13 protein-coding genes are annotated in these 18,196 nt (G+C 63.8%); 7 read left to right on the forward strand and 6 right to left on the reverse strand.

The window, feature by feature from the left end:
• Window positions 1-20 precede the first annotated feature (20 nt).
• Genes GSQ73_RS05430 through GSQ73_RS05440 form a run of 3 tightly spaced genes read right to left on the reverse strand, consistent with a single transcriptional unit; the run spans window position 21 to window position 4,194 of the window.
• Window positions 21-2,285 carry a molybdopterin cofactor-binding domain-containing protein gene (locus GSQ73_RS05430; protein ID WP_158881857.1) on the reverse strand — a complete coding sequence of 755 codons (2,265 nt, stop codon included), beginning with the start codon at window positions 2,283-2,285 and terminating at the stop codon, window positions 21-23.
• Window positions 2,282-2,818 carry a (2Fe-2S)-binding protein gene (locus tag GSQ73_RS05435; protein WP_158881859.1) on the reverse strand — a complete coding sequence of 179 codons (537 nt, stop codon included), beginning with the start codon at window positions 2,816-2,818 and terminating at the stop codon, window positions 2,282-2,284. Before GSQ73_RS05435 ends, GSQ73_RS05430 begins: the two co-directional genes overlap by 4 nt.
• A gap of 50 nt (window positions 2,819-2,868) precedes the next feature.
• Window positions 2,869-4,194 carry an amino acid permease gene (locus GSQ73_RS05440; RefSeq protein WP_158881861.1) on the reverse strand — a complete coding sequence of 442 codons (1,326 nt, stop codon included), beginning with the start codon at window positions 4,192-4,194 and terminating at the stop codon, window positions 2,869-2,871.
• Between the two features lie 194 nt (window positions 4,195-4,388).
• Here GSQ73_RS05440 and GSQ73_RS05445 point away from each other — a divergent pair, with 194 nt between their 5' ends.
• From GSQ73_RS05445 to murD, 4 genes are all read left to right on the forward strand, one after another.
• Window positions 4,389-5,903: a fumarate hydratase gene (locus GSQ73_RS05445; protein ID WP_158881863.1), complete on the forward strand. Its 1,515-nt coding sequence runs from the start codon at window positions 4,389-4,391 to the stop codon at window positions 5,901-5,903.
• A 285-nt stretch (window positions 5,904-6,188) separates the two neighbouring features.
• Window positions 6,189-8,801, forward strand: coding sequence for a bifunctional aspartate kinase/diaminopimelate decarboxylase (locus GSQ73_RS05450; RefSeq protein ID WP_256371882.1), 2,613 nt, complete (start codon window positions 6,189-6,191; stop codon window positions 8,799-8,801).
• Between the two features lie 24 nt (window positions 8,802-8,825).
• Entirely contained in the window at window positions 8,826-10,190 is a 1,365-nt protein-coding gene (murL, locus tag GSQ73_RS05455; RefSeq protein ID WP_158881865.1) for a UDP-N-acetyl-alpha-D-muramoyl-L-alanyl-L-glutamate epimerase, read from the forward strand.
• The gene (gene murD / locus GSQ73_RS05460) at window positions 10,190-11,548 is read left to right on the forward strand and encodes a UDP-N-acetylmuramoyl-L-alanine--D-glutamate ligase (protein ID WP_158881867.1); all 1,359 of its coding nucleotides are present in this window, start codon (window positions 10,190-10,192) and stop codon (window positions 11,546-11,548) included. Before murL ends, murD begins: the two co-directional genes overlap by 1 nt.
• Before the next feature lie 72 nt (window positions 11,549-11,620).
• Here the strand turns inward: murD and GSQ73_RS05465 are convergent, their stop codons facing one another.
• The 3 genes from GSQ73_RS05465 to GSQ73_RS05475 all read right to left on the reverse strand — a co-directional run bounded on the left by GSQ73_RS05465 (window position 11,621) and on the right by GSQ73_RS05475 (window position 15,965).
• Window positions 11,621-12,085 (reverse strand): DUF4019 domain-containing protein, encoded by a 465-nt coding sequence (locus tag GSQ73_RS05465; RefSeq protein ID WP_158881869.1) that lies wholly within the window; start codon window positions 12,083-12,085, stop codon window positions 11,621-11,623.
• A gap of 137 nt (window positions 12,086-12,222) precedes the next feature.
• Complete coding sequence (locus GSQ73_RS05470; protein ID WP_158881870.1) at window positions 12,223-14,274, reverse strand: M13 family metallopeptidase; 2,052 nt, start codon at window positions 14,272-14,274, stop codon at window positions 12,223-12,225.
• A 104-nt stretch (window positions 14,275-14,378) separates the two neighbouring features.
• Window positions 14,379-15,965 (reverse strand): DHA2 family efflux MFS transporter permease subunit, encoded by a 1,587-nt coding sequence (locus GSQ73_RS05475; protein ID WP_254063296.1) that lies wholly within the window; start codon window positions 15,963-15,965, stop codon window positions 14,379-14,381.
• A gap of 63 nt (window positions 15,966-16,028) precedes the next feature.
• Between GSQ73_RS05475 and GSQ73_RS05480 the strand changes: the two genes are divergently transcribed.
• From GSQ73_RS05480 to GSQ73_RS05490, 3 genes are read left to right on the forward strand one after another with little or no spacing between them, the layout of a single operon-like run.
• Window positions 16,029-16,622 (forward strand): TetR/AcrR family transcriptional regulator, encoded by a 594-nt coding sequence (locus GSQ73_RS05480; protein WP_158881872.1) that lies wholly within the window; start codon window positions 16,029-16,031, stop codon window positions 16,620-16,622.
• Entirely contained in the window at window positions 16,619-17,068 is a 450-nt protein-coding gene (locus GSQ73_RS05485; RefSeq protein ID WP_158881874.1) for a PaaI family thioesterase, read from the forward strand. The genes GSQ73_RS05480 and GSQ73_RS05485 overlap by 4 nt, the downstream gene beginning before the upstream one ends.
• Window positions 17,065-18,186: an HlyD family secretion protein gene (locus tag GSQ73_RS05490; RefSeq protein ID WP_158881876.1), complete on the forward strand. Its 1,122-nt coding sequence runs from the start codon at window positions 17,065-17,067 to the stop codon at window positions 18,184-18,186. Before GSQ73_RS05485 ends, GSQ73_RS05490 begins: the two co-directional genes overlap by 4 nt.
• Window positions 18,187-18,196: the final 10 nt, after the last annotated feature.

Genomic DNA, 18,196 nt, shown 5'->3' on the forward strand with positions numbered 1-18,196 from the left:
CAATTTCTTCGCCGTGTGCATCACATCAGCCGCATCAGTTCTTTCATCAGCGGCAGCCGGCGGACGCGCACCGCCGTGGCACGGAACACGGCGTTGGCGAGCGCGGGTGCGGCGGTGGGCATGGCGAGGAAGCTGGCGCCGGCCGGTGCGCTGTCGCTTGGGACGGCGATGACTTCGATGGCATCGGGCAGCTGCGCCATGCTGGCGAGCGGGTAATCCTTGTAGCCGTGTTGCTGGATCTGGCCATCCTTGAACGTGATCGCCAGGTTGAGCGCGGTGGACAACGCGTCGAGCGTCGCGCCTTCGATCTGGTTCTGCAGGCCTTGCGGATTGATCACGCGGCCGACATCGACAGCGCAGACCACGCGCTGGATGAGCAGTTTTTTCCCCTGCATCGCCACTTCGATCGCGTGCGCAACATACGCACCATTGACGTGCCAGCACGCGATGCCGAGGCCGTTCACGCTGTGCAGCCAGTTGTTCCAGTTGATGCGATCGGCGACCAGCTTGAGCACGTTGGCAAGCCGGCCGGTGTCGAGCGATCCGCCGGCGCTGAGCGGCAACTGCCGTGCTTCACCGATCAGGCGCAGCTGCGTGTCGAGCGGATCCTCTTTCATGCTGTGCGCGATTTCGTCGATGAAACTTTCCACCGCGAACGCATTGCTGAGGTGTGGCATGCCGCGCATCGTGCCGCGCGGTATCGACGAGTTCATCGCGAACCAGTCACTGCGCAGGTTCGGCACCAGCGTGGCGGGCAACTGGTCGACGTGTATTTCGGACGTCCAAAAGCGATTGTCCGGCACGCCGCGATGGACCAGCGCGGACGCGCTCGCCATGCGCTGGTTCCAGCCGGTGATCTGTCGCTTGCGATCCATCACGGCATTGAGCTGGTGCACGCTGCCGGAGCGGTAGTAGTCGTGCGCGATGTCCTGTTCGCGCGTCCAGATCAGGCGCACCGGACGATCGACGGCCTTGGCCAGCATGACGGCTTCGGCGACATAATCGTGATCGAGGCGGCGACCGTAACCGCCGCCGACGCGCGGCACGCGGATGTCGATCTGCGACGGAGAAAGGCCGGTGAGCCTTTGCACCACGGCATAAGCTTTTTGTGGTGCCTGCGTCGGCACGACCACGGTGGCGTGATCCTTCTCGATGTGCGCCAGGCAATTCATCGGTTCGCTGGTGATGTGCGCCAGCCACGGCTGCACGTACGTGGCCTGTACGCGACGCGCGGCTTTCTTGCTGGCGTCGTCGACATCGCCATCGTCGCGCACACGGCTGGTGGGGTCGCCTTTGCCGCCGACGAGCGTCGTGGCGTCCTGCTCGAAAGTCGCGCTGCTCTCGCCGCTGCTCGGGCCGGCCTTCCATTCGAGCTTGAGTTTTTGTCGCCCCTGCAATGCGGCCCAGGTGTTTTCGGCCAACACGGCGACGGATGGCGCGATCGGCGTGCTGCCGACGGGCTGGTGCGAATCCGGAGCAAGTTCCAGCACTTTGATCACGCCTTTCACGGCGAGCGCATCGGTGTAGTCGATGTGATCGATCGTGCCGTCCGGCCATGGACAGTGCGCGAGCACGGCGATCAGCGCGTTGCCATCGGCCTCGTCGATCGCAAAACGCGTGAGGCCGGTGACGATGCCGCGTGCATCGACGTCGCCGACGGGATGGCCGATGAATTTGTAGCGGTCGGCAGTTTTCACGGCAGGCGCGCGACTCGGCAAGGCGATTTTGCTGGCATCTTCGGCGAGGCTGGCGTAGCTCGCGCGGCGTCCGTCCTGCGCAATCACCACGCCATCCTCGCAACGCAGTTGTTCGGCGGAGACACCGAGGCGACGCGTGGCCGCCTGCACCAGCAGCCATCGCGCGAGTGCGCCGACGGGGCGCAAATCATTCCATGCGGCGGGAATGGAACCACCCATGCCGCCGAGTTGGCGACCATAGGTCCAGTTCGGCTGACCGTTGTCGTCGGTGACGCCCAAACCCAGTGGCACCACGCGCACGCGCGACCAATCTGCATCGAGCTCGTCGGCGATGATGCGCGGCAACGATGTGGCGACGCCGGTGCCGGTGTCGGGATCGCGCGCACCGATCAGCACGGTTCCATCGGGATCGATGCGCACGTACGCGCCGAGGTCGTAGAAATTGTTGCCGAGCAGGCCGGCAGGCATCGGCGCATCGCCGGCTCGCGCCACGCGCATGCCTACCATCAACGCACCGGCACCGCCGGCCAGCACTTGCAGGAATCGGCGACGCGAAAGCCGGATCGTGTCGTTTGGAATGTCGCTCATGGCTGACCCGCCTTGCCGGCGGCCACGCGCTTGATCGCGCGGCGCACGCGCGTCTGGCAACCGCAACGGCAGAGATTGGGCAGCGTATCGATGTCGTCATCGGTGGGATTTTTCTTGCGACGAAGCAGGTCGATCGACGCCATCAGCCAGCCCGGCGTGCAGTAGCCGCAACCGATCGCGTCCTCGTCGATGAAAGCCTGTTGTACCGGGTGCAGCGTGCCGTCGTCGGCGGCCAGACCTTCGACCGTGGTGATCGCGCGGCCGTTGATTTTCTCGACCGGGGTGTTGATCGCGGAAGCGGCCTTGCCATCCAGCAGCACGAGATCCGCGCCGGCTTCACCGTGCTCGCCGCTGTACTTGGTGCCGGTGAGTTGCAGCACGTCACGCAGGTACCACAGCAGCGGCATCTGCGGATCGCCGGTATGCGTGAAGCGCTCGCCGTTGATGTCCAGATCGATGCCTTCGCGCGCTTTCTCGGGAACGATGGCGTTGTCCGGTGGGGCCGGCACGGTCCGGGCTTGCAAGAGCACCATTCACGATCTCCTCGAAACGTATCCACATATTGTCGCATCGCGACCGCGAACTAGGGGCGAAGGCGGCTGAACAACCGTCGCCACACGATATACACGGGCACGCCCGCAGCGATGATCAGGATGTCGGTGGTGGCGCTCCACGGCTTGTCGAGGAACGTGGCCACCACGATCCATGTGACCACGCCGATGAAAATCAGCGGCAGCACCGGATAGCCCGGCACGCGATACGACGCCTCGTCGTTGCGCCGCCAGCGATACCAGAACAGCGTGGACACGCCCACGGCGCAGGCCAGCCAGTCGCCGAAGGTGGCGTAGTCGAGCAGCTGGCCGTAGTTGCCCGGCAATGCCAGCACGATCGACCAGGCCGTCAACAAAAGCAGCGCCACGTTCGGTGTGCGATGGCGCGGATGCAGCCGCGCGACCACGCGGAAAAACAGCCCGTCTTCGCCCATCACCTGCAGCACGCGCGCGCCTGCCACCAGCGTGATGTTGCAGAAACCGAGCGTGGAAATCGCAATGCCCAACGCGATCAATTTGCTGCCGATCGGGCCGAACACGCGGTTCATCACGTCCGCCGCCGGCGCGTGGCTCGCGGCGAGCCCGGCATGTCCGAGCACCGCCAGGTACGCCACGTTGACCAACACATAGGCGACGATCACCACGAGCATGCCGATGCCCAGCGCACGCGGCAGCGTGCGTTGCGGATCGCGGACTTCACCGGCCAAATTGTTGAGATAGGTGAAGCCGGAATACGCGAACAACACCGGCAACGCCGCGCCGATAAAGCCATGCCCTGCGGCGGCAGGGTCGGCAACCAGCACGCCGTGCCCGCCGGCACCGGCGAGAAACAATCCGCAAACGACCAGCACCGCGACCGCCAGCAATTTGAGCAATGCGAAAAGATTCTGCACCTGCGCGCCGAGGCGCAAGCCGAAGAGGTTGATGCCCGCGACGAAAACCAGCGCGCCCACGGTCAGCGGCGTATTCCATGTCGGTCCGAGATCGAACACCGCGCCGGCATAGCTTGCGAAAATCGTCGCCACCGCCGCACTCGATCCGGAATAGATCACCAGCAACATGGCCCAGCCGAAAAGAAAACCCGCCAGCGGGCCGAACGCCTCGCGCATGTAGACGTAAATGCCGCCGGCGTGCGGCCGGCGTGCGCCGAGTTCGGCGTAGCAAAGCGCGCCGATCAGCGTGAGCACACCACCGCCAATCCACATCAACAGCAACGTCAGGCCGGAATCAGTGCGCTGTGCGGCGATGCCGGGATTGAGAAAGATGCCGCCGCCGATGATGCCGCCGACCACGATGAGCGCGGCATCCCGCGGACGCAGGCTGCGCAGATACGTGCCGGATGGCGCGGGTTCGCTCATGATTTCGATCCGTTTTGGCGACGCGACAGCATGGCGGCAGCGACATGGCCCGGCAAGTCACGGCCCGGCATCATGGCCTGGACATGGCTTTGCGAGATCGCGGTCAGGTCGCGGCATCGCGCTTGCGGCACAATATGCAGGTTGCGCGCTGCGATTTTCGTCGCGCGCCGTTCGTTCCCCCATCAAAGTTTCCCATGACCCTCATCAAGCAAGACGACCTGATCCAGTCCGTGGCCGACGCGCTGCAGTACATCAGTTACTACCACCCGGTCGATTACATCAAGGGACTGGCGGCCGCGTACGAGCGCGAGGAAAGCGCCGCGGCGAAGGACGCGATGGCGCAGATCCTGATCAACTCGCGCATGGCTGCCGAGGGCCACCGTCCGCTGTGCCAGGACACCGGCATCGTCACGGTCTTCCTCAAGGTCGGCATGAACGTGCAGTGGGACGCGACAATGTCGCTGGACGACATGGTCAATGAAGGCGTGCGCCGCGCGTACAACGACCCGGACAACAAACTGCGCGCCAGCATCCTGTCCGACCCGGCCGGCAAGCGCATCAACACCAAGGACAACACGCCGGCAGTGATCAACGTGTCGATCGTGGCGGGCGACACGCTCGACGTGATCGTGGCGGCGAAAGGCGGCGGCTCCGAAGCGAAATCGAAATTCGCGATGCTCAATCCGTCCGACTCGATCGTCGACTGGGTGCTGAAGACCGTGCCTACGATGGGCGCCGGCTGGTGTCCGCCGGGCATGCTCGGCATCGGCATCGGCGGTACCGCCGAAAAGGCAATGCTGATGGCGAAAGAATCGTTGATGGACCCCATCGACATTCAGGAGCTGATCGCGCGCGGGCCTTCGAATCGCGCGGAAGAACTGCGCATCGAACTGTACGACAAGGTCAACGCGCTCGGCATCGGAGCGCAGGGCCTGGGCGGGCTGACCACCGTGCTCGACATCAAGATCAGGGACTATCCGACCCACGCTGCCAATCTGCCGGTGGCGATGATCCCGAACTGCGCCGCCACGCGCCACGCGCATTTCACGCTGGACGGTTCCGGCCCGGTGATGCTCGATCCGCCCTCGCTGGCCGACTGGCCGAAGCTCACCTACGACAGCTCGAAAGGCCGCCGGGTGAATCTCGATACAGTGACGCGCGACGACGTCGCGAGCTGGAAACCCGGTGAAGTGCTGCTGCTCAACGGCAAGCTGCTCACCGGTCGCGACGCCGCGCACAAGCGCATGGTCGACATGTTGAACAAGGGCGAGCCGCTGCCGGTCGATTTTGCCGGGCGTTTCATCTACTACGTCGGTCCGGTCGACGCAGTGCGCGACGAAGTGGTCGGCCCGGCCGGCCCGACCACAGCCACGCGCATGGACAAATTCACCGAACAGGTGCTGGCACAGACCGGTCTGCTCGGCATGGTCGGCAAGGCCGAGCGCGGGCCGGCGGCGATCGAAGCGATCAAGAAGCATCGCTCGGTGTACCTGATGGCGGTCGGCGGCGCGGCCTATCTGGTATCCAAGGCGATCAAGGCCTCGCGCGTGGTCGGCTTTGCCGATCTGGGCATGGAGGCGATCTACGAATTCACCGTCGAGGACATGCCCGTCACCGTCGCTGTCGATTCGGCCGGCACTTCGGTGCACCAAACCGGGCCGAAGGAATGGCAGGCGAAGATCGGGCGCATTCCGGTGGTTGTGCAGTAAACCGCCTTTTCTACTCTCTTCTTGAGGAGATGAGCAAGGTGAAGGCAGGGTGCCTGGAGAGGTCGAGGAAAGCTTTGCTTCGCATGAAGCGCGGCGCAAGACCAGCCCCTCACCCCAGCCCTCTCTCCGCTGGGGAGAGGGTGTTGAACGCGGCTTCCGTTTCGGCTGCTACACAATTGGAAGTCTAAACGTCCAAATCAAAATGCGCCGCTACCATTGCAATTGACTTGCCGCAGCGCAACACTGGCGTGATACCCGTCCCGCCATCCTTCAAAGTCCACGCCCGTGAATTCGACCGAAACTGCCTTGCCTGCCACCGACGCCCCATGGATCGTGATGAAGTTCGGCGGCACCAGTGTCGCCACGCTGCCGCGCTGGCAGAACATCGGCGAACTGGTGGCCAGTCGCCAGGCCGAAGGCGCGCGCGTGCTGATCGTGGTCTCGGCGCTCACCGGCGTCACCGATGCATTGAAGCAACTGTGCAGCGAAAGCAAGGCGATCAATCGCAGCGAGGCGGCGCGCGCCATTGCGCAGCGTCATTACGATCTGCTCGACCACATGCAGCTGAGCATGCCTGCCACTCTCGGCGAGCGACTGGAAGATCTGGCGCGACTGGCCAATGAAGGCGCGGCGACGCTGGGCGAACTCGCATGGCAGGCGCAGGTGCAGGCGCACGGCGAGCTGATGTCCAGCGCGCTGGGCGCAGCATTTCTCAGTCACAGCGGCCTTCCCACGCACTGGCTGGATGCGCGCGATTGTCTGTCGGCGGTGGCGTTGCCCAACCAGAACGAACGCACGCGCCTGCTTTCATCGATGGTCGATTCGCGCCCCGATCCGGCGCTGGCGGCACGACTCGCCGCACAGGGCGATGTGTTCATCACGCAGGGCTTCATCGCGCGCGAATCGCAGGGCCGCACGGTGCTGCTGGGGCGCGGCGGCTCGGATACATCGGCCTCGTATTTCGGCGCCTTGCTCAAGGCGCAGCGCGTGGAAATCTGGACCGATGTCGCCGGCATGTTTACTGCCAATCCGCGTCAGGTGCCGGGTGCACGCCTGCTGCAGCGGCTCGACTACGAAGAGGCGCAGGAGATCGCGTCCACCGGCGCCAAGGTGCTGCATCCGCGCTGTTTGTCGCCGCTGCGCGAATCGCGTGTGCCGCTGCTGATCAAGGACACCAATCGTCCCGAGCTTGACGGCACGGTGATCGGCCCGGAAGTGCGCGCGCATGCGCCGAGCGTCAAGGCGATCAGCGCGCGCAAGGGCATCACGCTGGTGTCGATGGAATCGGTCGGCATGTGGCAGCAGGTCGGTTTTCTTGCAGACGTGTTCGCGCAGTTCAAGCACCATGGCTTGTCGGTGGACCTGATCGGTTCGGCCGAAACCAACGTCACCGTGTCGCTTGATCCCACCGAAAACCTGCTCGACTCGGATGCCATCGCGGCGCTCGCCACCGACCTGGCGAAGGTCTGCCGCGTGAAAGTGATCGCACCATGCGCGGCGATCACCCTGGTGGGCCGCGGCATGCGTTCGCTGCTGCATACGCTCTCCGGCGTGCTGGCGGAATTCGGCCAGCTGCGCGTGCATCTGATTTCGCAGTCGTCCAACAACCTCAACCTCACCTTCGTGGTGGACGAGGAGGTTGTCGATACGTTGTTGCCGCATCTGCACGACCTGCTGATTTCCGCAGGCGCGCTGCGTACCGACGACAGCGCACTGTTCGGTCCGAGCTGGCAGGCGTTGTATGGCAACGGCGAATCCGTTGCGGCAACCACCGCATGGTGGCGCGATGCGCAACGCGAGGCGTTGCTCGAACTGGCCGCGGAGAAAACGCCGCGCTACGTCTATCACCTGCCGACCGTGCGTCGTCAGGCCGGCGCGCTGAAATCGCTCGGCGCGGTCGATCGACTGCACTACGCGGTGAAGGCCAACACGCATCCGGCGATCCTGCGCGCGCTCGCCGCGGAGGGCTTCGCATTCGAATGCGTGTCGCCTGGCGAATTGCAGGCCGTGAGCGCGATCGTGCCGGCGTCGACGCCGCTGTTGTTCACGCCGAACTTCGCGCCGCGTGATGATTACGCGCTTGCGCTCGATACGCGTGCCACCGTCACGCTCGATGCGCTGCATCCGCTGGAACACTGGGGCGAATTGTTCCATGGTCGCGAGGTCGTGTTGCGCATCGATCTCGGTCGAGGCCTCGGTCATCACGAAAAGGTTCGCACCGGCGGCAGCGGCAGCAAGTTCGGCGTGCCACTGGATCAACTCACCCAGTTTCTGCAGCTTGCCCAGACCCATGGCGTGACCGTGCGTGGCCTGCACGCGCATCTGGGTTCGGGCGTCCTCGATGCGGCACATTGGGGTGAGGTGTACGTGCAGCTGGCGAGCCTCGCCGAGCGCATCGACAGCGTGGTGTTCCTCAATATCGGCGGTGGCCTCGGCGTGCCATCGCATCCGGGCGAAGCATCGCTGGACATGGCCGAACTCGATCGTGTGCTGCGTGAGGTCAAGGCGGCCTATCCGCAGTATCAGCTATGGATGGAACCGGGCCGTTATCTGGTCGCCGACGCCGGCGTTTTGCTTGCGCGCGTCACGCAGCAGAAGGGCAAGGGCGCGTATCGATACCTTGGTATCGACACCGGCATGAACAGCCTGATCCGACCCGCGCTTTACGATGCCTGGCACGAGATCGTGAACCTCACGCGGCTCGATGAATCGGCCACCGCGCTATACCAGGTGGTCGGCCCGATTTGCGAAAGTGGCGACGTGCTTGGCACCGATCGTCGCCTGCCCGAAGCCGACGAAGGCGACGTCATGCTGATCGCGCAGACCGGCGCTTACGGCAAGGTGATGTCATCCCATTACAACCTGCGCGACGAAGCAGACGAGATCGTGATCGAATAGCGCCTGGCGCTGGAGAAAATTTTGGTGAGCAAGGTGATTCAACCGCGTTTGACCCAAGTATTTCGATTCGTGCGCTGTGGCTATGCCGATGGCGTGGCGGAGCTGGTTTATGCGTTCGACGATGGTGACGAGCTGATCGAGCGGATTCGTTTTCCGGATGCGCCGCCGGTGAGTGCGGATCGTCGGGCGGCGTTCGATGCTGCATCGTCGATGCTGCATCTGATCGCGGGCGTCAGCTACTACAAGGCCGGTGTGCCGCCGAAAATCGAAGTGGCCGGTCACGAGCTTGATGACGCCACTGCCGATTTGCTCGACGCTTTGTATCTGCACGGCCTGGCCGAGTTTGCCTATCGCAATGGCCTGGACTTGCGTGGTCGCATCGCCTTTCCACGCATGTCTAGGGAGAACTCCACCGCGAGCACCGCTACTGCGAAGGCATCATCGCTTGGTCTGCCGCAACGCACCTTGGTGCCGATCGGCGGTGGCAAGGATTCGCTGGTCGCGGTGGAGGCGATCAAATCGATCGGTGGCGAAGCGACAGCGGTGTGGGTGGGTAACTCGGCGTTGATCGCCGCGTGCGCCGAGCGCACCGGTTTGCCGATGTTGAACATCCAGCGCGAACTCGCACCGGGCCTGTTCGAGCTTAATCGGCTTGGCGCGTGGAACGGACACATTCCGGTGACGGCGGTGAACTCGGCGATTCTTGCAGTCGCGGCGGTGCTGTATGGCTACGATTCCATCGCGTTCGCCAACGAGCGTTCCGCGTCGGCGGCCACGCTGGAATACGACGGCCAGCAGGTGAATCATCAATGGAGCAAGGGTTACGCGTTCGAGCAGTTGCTGGGCGACTGGCTGCACACGCATGTGGCAAGCGATCTGGATTATTTCTCGCTGCTGCGGCCATATTCCGAGCTGGCGATCACGCGTGCGTTCGCGAAGCTCACGCCGTACTTCGATGTGTTTTCCAGTTGCAATCGCAATTTCAAACTTCTCGGCCCCAAGCCCGCCGACCGCTGGTGCGGGCAATGCCCGAAATGCCATTTCGTGTTTCTGGCGCTGGCGCCGTTTCTGCCCAAGCCGCGGTTATTGTCGATCTTTGGCCGTAATTTGCTGGATGATGAAACACAGGCAGCGGGGTTTGATGCGTTGCTTGAGTATCAGGATCACAAGCCGTTCGAGTGCGTGGGCGAGGGCGCCGAAGCGCGCGCCGCGATGCTCGCTTTGAGCCAGCGACCGGAATGGCAGGAAGACGCGCTGGTGGCGCGTTTCCGCAGCGATATCCTGCCGCAACTCGACCCGGCGCAATTGGCGCTGGAGCCTTGGCTTACGCCCGATGGCGAGCACCGCGTGCCGACTCGCCTGCAATCTGCGCTGGCAACGATCGGCTGATGCGCATCGCCGATCTGCACGGTCGTCGCGTCGCGGTCTGGGGCTTCGGTCGCGAAGGACGCGCAGCCATCGCCGCGTTGCGAAAGCAGCTGCCGTCATTGCCGCTGACGTTGTATTGCAGCGATTCCGAAATCGAAGCGGCGAAGAGTTTCGAGGCGGCCCTGGAAATTGTTGGTGCAGAACCCGATGCGAACGCACTGCGTCGTTTCGACATTGTGGTGAAGTCGCCGGGCATTTCCGCCTACAAGCCGGCGTTGCTCGAAGCACAGTCTCACGGCGTAAAGATCACTTCGGGCACGGCGCTGTGGTTCGGCGAAAAGCCGGACGAACGCGTCGTCGCCGTTACCGGCACCAAGGGCAAGAGCACCACCAGCGCGCTGATCGCACATCTCGCGCGTGCACTCGGCGTTCGCACCGCGCTCGCCGGCAACATCGGCATGCCGATGCTCGAACTGCTCGATCAGCAAGCGGAGCTGTGGGTGATCGAACTGTCGAGCTTCCAGACCGGTGAAGCCGGGTCACTGGCACTCGGCGTGATCACCAGCCTTTACGAAGAACACCTCGACTGGCATGGCTCGCGCGAGCGCTACGTGACGGACAAGCTGCGACTGGCCGATGTGTCGCGCGCGCTGCTGGTCAATGCGTTGCAGTCTGCATTGGTCGAGCGCACGGCGGGCCACTCGCAACGTTTGCTGTTTGGCCAGGTTGACGGCTGGCATGTGGCCGACGGATGGATTCACCGCGGCACACGCGCGATCTTTCAGATTGAAAGACTTGCAGCGCCCGGCGCGCACAACGCACTCAATGCGTGTGCAGCACTGGCGGCACTGGAAGCCATCGGGTTGGATGCACTCGGCGCGGCCCATTCGCTCGCCACTTTTCTTCCGCTGCCGCATCGCCTGCAACCGCTGGGCGATCGCGATGGCTGGGACTGGGTCAATGATTCGATCAGCACCACGCCGCTGGCGACTCTGGCTGCGCTGGAAAGTCTGCACGGTCGCGCCGTCACCGTGCTGGTCGGCGGACACGATCGCGGTCTGGACTGGTCGCCGTTCGTCGATGCGATGAGCGTCACGCCGCCGCACGCGATCGTCTGCATGGGCAGCAACGGCGCACGCATCGAATCAGCGTTGCGCGCGGCGCAAGTGCGTTGTCCGGTCACGCGTGTCGACGATCTGGGTGCGGCCGTCGCGACCGCGAAAATACAAACGCCCGCAGATGGCGTGATCCTGTTGTCACCCGGCGCACCCAGCTTCGATCAGTTCAGGGATTACGCCGAGCGTGGCCGGCGATTCGCCGAGCTGGGCGGTTTCGATGGTGCATCGATCACCGGCATCGATGGGCTCGGCATCAGCTAGCGACGCGATTGGGCCGGCCCGAAAACGAAGATGCCGGCACGTGGGCCGGCATCTTTGGAATCGATCACGCAATCAACGCAAGGTGTAGCCGGTGACGAGCCAGGTCTTGTTGCTTTCGAGATGGAACGATATCAACTCGCGCACAGGCGCCTTGGTGCTGGCGAACTTACTGGCGAACGCCACGCTGGCGTAGATGCCGGCCGGCAGTTTCTTGCCATCGGACGACTGGTAGTTCACGCCCTGCACCGCGCGCGAAGTCAGCGGCCCGACGGTCTTGCGATCGGCGTTGGTCTGCTTGATGAACGCAGCGCGCGTGCTCGCCTGTTTCGCGATCGGGGATGCACCATCCCAGACTTCACCCGCCTTGCCGGCGTCGATGAGCTGTGCCACCTGCAGTCCCGCATTGGCGAGCTTCTGGTTCATCTGCGTCTGTGCCGCTTGCTGCTCCGCAGTGAGCTTTGCGGGCGCAGCCGTCTGGGCAAAAGCGGTGGAAGCGAGGGCGAGAAGCAGGGCAGACGTCAGGAATTTTCCACGCATTTCAATCTCCATATATGACGGGTTCCTCCCGCCGTGAAGCGGAAGGTATCACGCTCTCTTCGCGCGTGTGCATCACCCGGCCAGGCACCGCAGGCCCCGGCATTCACGCTGTCCAAACCCTCCGGGGCCGGATTGACCTACCAGATCTTCACGCGATCCTGCGGCGCGAGGTACAACTTCTCGCCGGGCTTGGGCGAGAATGCGTCGTACCACGCGTCGAGGTTGCGCACTGTCTGCGCACGGAAATTCCCCGGCGAATGACCGTCCGAAATCACTTGGGCGCGCGTTGCCGCGTCCCGTGTCTTCTCGCGCCATGACTGCGCGAACGCGAGGAAGAATCGCTGATCGCCGGTCAGGCCGTTGATGACCGGCGCGGGCTTGCCGCCGAGCGACTTGTGATACGCGATCCACGAGATGGTCAGGCCCGAAACGTCGGCGATGTTTTCGCCCAGCGTCTGCGCACCGTTGATGTGCAGGCCGGGCAGCGCTTCGTACGCGTTGTACTGTTCGATCAGCTTCTGGCCGGCGGCCTTGAAATGCGCCTGGTCTTCGGGTGTCCACCAGTTGGCCATGCGTCCCTGGGCGTCGAACTCGGCGCCACTGTTGTCGAAACTGTGGCTGATCTCGTGACCGATCACCGCGCCGATCGAACCATAGTTGGATGCCGCATCGGCCTTCGGATCGAAGAACGGCGCTTCGAGAATCGCCGCGGGAAAATTCAGCGCGTTCTGCAACGGCAGGTTCACCGCGTTCACCGTCTGCGGCGTCATCCACCATTCGCCCTTGTCGACCGGCTGGTTGAGCTTGGCGAGCTGGTGCTGATATTCGTGCTGCTCCGCGCGCAGGCGATTGCCGGCCGCATCGTCGCGACGGATCTGCAGGCTGGAATAGTCGCGCCAGGTTTCCGGATAGCCCACGCCGACGCGCACGGTGGCGATCTTGGCCTTGGCTTTTTGCTTGGTCGCCGGCGTCATCCAGTCGAGCTGGCCGACGCGGTCCGTGAACGCGGCAAGGATGTTGTCGACCATCTGCTTCACCTGCGCCTTGGACGACGCGGGGAAATATTTCTTCACGTAGATCTGGCCGACGGCATCGCCCAGATCGTTGTTGACCGCGCCGATCGCACGCTTCCAGCGATCACGCTGTTTCGGCGTGCCCTGCAGCGTGTGGCCGTAAAATTCGAAACTGGCGTCGGCGAAATTTGCCGGCAACAAGCCAGCGCTGTGGTTGATGGTGTGGAACGCGAGATACGACTTCCATGTTTCCAGCGGTTCGCTTGCGACCAGTGCCGCAATGCTGCTGGTGGCGCCGGGCTGCCAGGCGACGATCTGCTTTTGGCCGTCCAGATTTGCCGCCTTGAAGTACGCGGCCCAGTCGATGCCTGGCGCCTTGCTGGCGAATTCGGCCGTGCTCCACGGGTTGTTCGCCTTGTGCACGTCCTGGCTGTCGACGAGGCTCTCCTGCGCCTTGGCAATTTTTGTTTCCAGATCGAATACGGCCTTCGCTTTCGCGTCTGCATCGGCGACGCCGGCGTTCCTCAATTGCGCGGCGATATATGCCTGATATTTGCTGCGGAAGCCGACCATGTCCTTGTCGGTTTCGAGGTAGTAGTCGCGGTTGGGCATACCGAGGCCGCCTTGCAGCAGGTACGCGACATCGTGCGACGGGTCTTCCAGGCCCTGCGTCACGAACAGACCAAACAAATGCTCGGTGCTGAAGTTGGTGTTGTTGATCGGGTCCACGTCAGCGCGCAACTGGCTGCCGAGCACGCGCGAAAGATCACTGCGCGAAGCAATGGCATCGATCCTTGCGAGTTCGGGTTTCAGTGGCGTGATGCCCTGTTTCGCGATGCCGGCCTCGTCCATGAAGGCGGCGTAGTAATCGGCGATCTTGCGTTCGTTGGAACCGGCCGGCGCGTGGCTCGCGGCCGCTGCCTTGATCAGCGCGGCGTTGCGCTGCTCGGCCTTGTTGAACACCTGAAGAAAAATGCCGGTGCTGGCGCGATCGGCGGGAATCACCGCCGTCTTGCGCCACACGCCATTGGCGTAGCCATCGAAATCATCGCCCGGCTTCACGCTGTGATCGATGCCGGCCAGATCCACGCCGGCCGGATGCGCGGCAGGCGTCGCGGCCCAGGCCATCGGGCTGCACAAGGCGGCAGCCGTCAGAATCCATTTCATCTTCTGCATGATCTTGTCGCCTCTGTGGTCTGGTCCGCCCACCTTAGTGCGCGCGCCGGCATTGCGGTGCATGACCAATGGGCTAGGTGCGCCGCGCCATCGTCGACACGCGGTCAATGCGCATCGACAGGTGGCGCATTTGGACCCGGCGCGGTGCGGCAGAACGGCACCATCACCATCGCGGCCACGAACATCCACGCCATCAACCGGAACACATCGTTGAAGGCCAGCGTGGTCGCTTCGCGCGCGACCACGCGTGCCAGTTCACCCTGCGCCATCAGCAGCGCATGCACCGCGTCGGTGGTGCTGTGGCCGATCAGTTGAGTGAGTTGCGCCACGACATCCGGCGCGTGTCGTCCGGATTCGCCCAGCGTTTCGCCGATGCGCTCGGCGTGGATGCGGCTCTGGTCCTGCAGCCAGGTGTTGACCACTGCGATGCCGATCGCGCCACCGAGGTTGCGCATCAGGTTGAACAGCCCGGACGCGTAGCGAAGTTCGGCCATCGCGAATCCCGACAGCGCCATGGTGACGCTGGGCACGATGCACAACATGATCGCGAAACCGCGCAGTGCCTGCGGCCAGAACAGTGCAGCGAATCCCCACTCCGGTGTCATCGCCGAAAACATCCACAGGCTCGCGGCGAACAGCAGCAGCCCGGCGCTGATCATCCAGCGCATGTCAATCCGCTGCGAGAGTTTCGCCGCGACCAGCGTGCTGAATATCTGTGCCAGCCCGGTCACTACCACGGTCGTGCCGATCTGCAGGCTGTCGTAGTCGCGGATGCGGCCGAGAAACACCGGCACCAGATACGTCGCCGAATAAAGCCCGAAGCCGATCACCAGACTGAACACGCAGGCGATTGCGAACGTGGGATGTCGAAACGGCGAGAGCTTCACCACCGGCATCGCCGAACGGAACGAACGCTCAAGGAACAGCACGAATCCGACAAGTGACAGCCACGCCGCGGTGGCGATCGTCGGATCGCCCAGCCATTCGTGCCGCGGGCCTTCCTCCAGCACGTATTCGAGCCCGCCGAGAAACACCGCCATCGCCACGAGATGCACGTAGTCGATGCGTTTGAGCATCGCCGGGTCGGCGCGATCCACCTTCACGAACAGCACCGACATCACCGTCACCGCGATACCCGGCACGATATTGACGTAGAAGATAGAGCGCCAGCCCAGCGCATCGGTGAGCCAGCCGCCGACGGTCGGCCCGAGTGTCGGCGCGAGCACGGACACCATGCCGAGAATCGCCGGGATCATCGCGCGCTGCTTGCCGGTGAACATGGCGAAGCCGGTGGCGAACACCGTCGGCACCATCGCGCCGCCGACGAAACCCTGGATCACGCGGAACACGGTCATCGACTGGATGTCCCATGCCATGCCGCACAACGCGCTGGACAGCGTGAACAATCCCGCCGACATCGCAAACAGCCAGCGCGTGGACAGCGCCTGCGCGAGAAACGCGGCGAACGGAATCATCACCAGTTCGGCCATCAGGTATCCGGTCTGCACCCAGCTGATTTCGTCCGGCCCGGCGGACAGCCCAGCCTGAATTTCGTTGAGCGACGCGGCGACGATCTGGATGTCGATCAGCGCCATGAACTGGCCGAACGCCAGGATGCCGAAGATGAAATATTTGCGCGCCAGCGGCAGGTCGGCGGGCGAGAAGGGTGCATCTGACGAGTGGATGTTCACGGTGGCTTGCAAGTTCCGGGATTTATAATATGATGATCATCATACAAACGGAGCGAAAGGTCCATGCGCTACGACACCGAACACAAACAGAAGACCCGCGAGAAGGTGGTGCATGCCGCTGCGCGCGCGATTCGCATCGATGGACCGGAGCGTATCGGCGTGGCCGCGGTGATGGCCGAAGCCGGACTCACGCATGGCGGTTTTTACGCGCATTTCGCCTCGAAGGACGAACTGGTCAGCGCCGCGATCGAGCACATGTTCGAGCAATCGCGCGCCCGCGTCGTGCATGAAACCGAAGGGCGCGGCCCGGTCGAAGGTCTCATCGCGTATATCGATTTCTATCTCTCGAAAAAGCATCGTGATGCGCGTGGGGCAGGCTGTCCGATGGCCGCGTTGTCGTCGGATCTGCCGCGGCTATCCGAGTCGTCGCGCGAGCAGTTCGCCGCGGGTGCACGGCGGCTCACAGTGACGCTGGGCGAAAAACTCGCGGCGCTGGATCACGTTGATGCCGAGGCCGCAGCGCGATCGATGGTTGCAGAGCTCGTGGGTGCGCTGTCGCTGTCGCGCGTGGAAACCGATGCAAAACGTTCCGATGCGATTCTCTCTGCGTCGCGTCATCAATTGAAACAACGCTTCCATCTTGAGGTACGCGCATGAGCATGGTCAGCGACATCGGCGCCGGACTCGACGGGTTGGCGCAGTTGCGCGCCTTCATCGCGTCGGGCCAGCGACCGGGCATTGCCGTCGCGCTCGATTTCGATCTGGTCGAGGTCGACGAAGGTCGCGCGGTATTCGCCGGCGTTCCCGGCCCGCATGCCTATAACCCGATGGGCATCGTGCACGGTGGCTATTTCGCCAGCCTGCTCGATTCCGCTTGCGGCTGTGCGGTGCATTCGAAACTCACCGCGCAGCAGGCGTACACCACGCTGGAGTTGAAGATTGCCTTTCATAAAGCGCTGACCGCCGATACGGGGCGCGTGCGCGCAGAGGGCAGCGTGTTGACGATCGGCCGTCGCGTGGCCTTCGCCGAAGCGAAGTTGCTCGATGCCGGCGGCCGGCTCTACGCGTCGGCCACGTCGACCTTGCTGGTGATGGAACGATGAGCGCCGATACGACTTCCGCATCGCCGCGCTCGTCCTGGTCGCGCCGCCCCTGGCTGGTTGCGGGCGTCGCGTTGGCGATCGCCATCGCCGGCGTGCTCTGGATCGCGGCGCCGGCGCGCAGTGTCTCCACCGACAACGCCTACTTGCAAGCCGACAATTCCATCGTCGCGCCGAAAGTGCGCGGCCTGATCGCCGCTGTACTCGTACAGCACGATCAGCACGTGCGCCGCGGCGATCCGCTCATTCGAATCGATGCCGAAGAATTCGATGCGCGCGTCGCATCGGCCGGCGCCGAACTGCAGAACGCGCAGTCGAGTGTCGCAGCGGCGCAGGCGGCACTGATCGCGCTGGATGCGCAGGAACATCTCGCCGCATCCAACGTGCGCGCGGCACAGACGTCCATTCGTTCGTCAGATGCCGAACAACGTCAGGCCGAGGCCGACCAGAAGCGCTATGACGCATTGATCATCAGCGGCGCGGTGGCACGTCGTGCGGCAGAACAATTCCGCACGGCGGCAGTCACCGCGCAAGCGAATGCCGCGCACAGCCGCGCCGAGTTTGCGGTGAGTCGCGATCAGGCCGCCGTGACGCATGCGAGCCGACTCACATTGCAGGCCAACCTCGCGCAGGCGCAGGCGGCTGTTTCAGGCGCAAAAGCCGCGCTCGATCTCGCGCGGCAGGATCAGACCAACACCCTGATACGTGCGCCGATCGATGGCGTGGTCGGCGATCGGCAGGTGGAACCGGGCGACTACGTGCAACCCGGTACGCGTCTGCTCACGGTCGTGCCGATGGACGCGCTCTACGTCATCGCCAACTTCAAGGAAACCCAGACTGCGCGGATGATCGTCGGCCAATCGGCGAGCATCGACGTTGATGCGCTCCCGGGCCACGCATTGAAAGGCCACGTGGAAAGTTTCGCGCCGGGTTCAGGTTCGCAGTTCTCGTTGCTGCCGTTCGAGCCGGGCACCGGCAACTTCACCAAGATCGTGCAGCGCGTGCCGGTGCGCATCCGTTTCGATGCCGACCCCACATCGCTGGCGCGGCTGCGCCCTGGCCTTTCCAGCACGGTCACCGTGCAATTGAACGCATCGCCCACGGCGCAGGCCGCGCGCTGAGTCACCCATC

It is taken from the genome of Rhodanobacter sp. L36 (assembly GCF_009765755.1).
GTDB lineage: Bacteria > Pseudomonadota > Gammaproteobacteria > Xanthomonadales > Rhodanobacteraceae > Rhodanobacter.

Excerpts from the sequence above, each read along its gene's own strand:
- GSQ73_RS05430 (WP_158881857.1), bottom strand. The coding sequence starts at position 2,285 with ATGAGCGACATTCCAAACGACACGATCCGGCTTTCGCGTCGCCGATTC.
- GSQ73_RS05435 (WP_158881859.1), bottom strand. The coding sequence starts at position 2,818 with ATGGTGCTCTTGCAAGCCCGGACCGTGCCGGCCCCACCGGACAACGCC.
- GSQ73_RS05440 (WP_158881861.1), bottom strand. The coding sequence starts at position 4,194 with ATGAGCGAACCCGCGCCATCCGGCACGTATCTGCGCAGCCTGCGTCCG.
- GSQ73_RS05445 (WP_158881863.1), top strand. The coding sequence starts at position 4,389 with ATGACCCTCATCAAGCAAGACGACCTGATCCAGTCCGTGGCCGACGCG.
- murD (WP_158881867.1), top strand. The coding sequence starts at position 10,190 with ATGCGCATCGCCGATCTGCACGGTCGTCGCGTCGCGGTCTGGGGCTTC.
- GSQ73_RS05465 (WP_158881869.1), bottom strand. The coding sequence starts at position 12,085 with ATGCGTGGAAAATTCCTGACGTCTGCCCTGCTTCTCGCCCTCGCTTCC.
- GSQ73_RS05470 (WP_158881870.1), bottom strand. The coding sequence starts at position 14,274 with ATGCAGAAGATGAAATGGATTCTGACGGCTGCCGCCTTGTGCAGCCCG.
- GSQ73_RS05480 (WP_158881872.1), top strand. The coding sequence starts at position 16,029 with ATGCGCTACGACACCGAACACAAACAGAAGACCCGCGAGAAGGTGGTG.
- GSQ73_RS05485 (WP_158881874.1), top strand. The coding sequence starts at position 16,619 with ATGAGCATGGTCAGCGACATCGGCGCCGGACTCGACGGGTTGGCGCAG.
- GSQ73_RS05490 (WP_158881876.1), top strand. The coding sequence starts at position 17,065 with ATGAGCGCCGATACGACTTCCGCATCGCCGCGCTCGTCCTGGTCGCGC.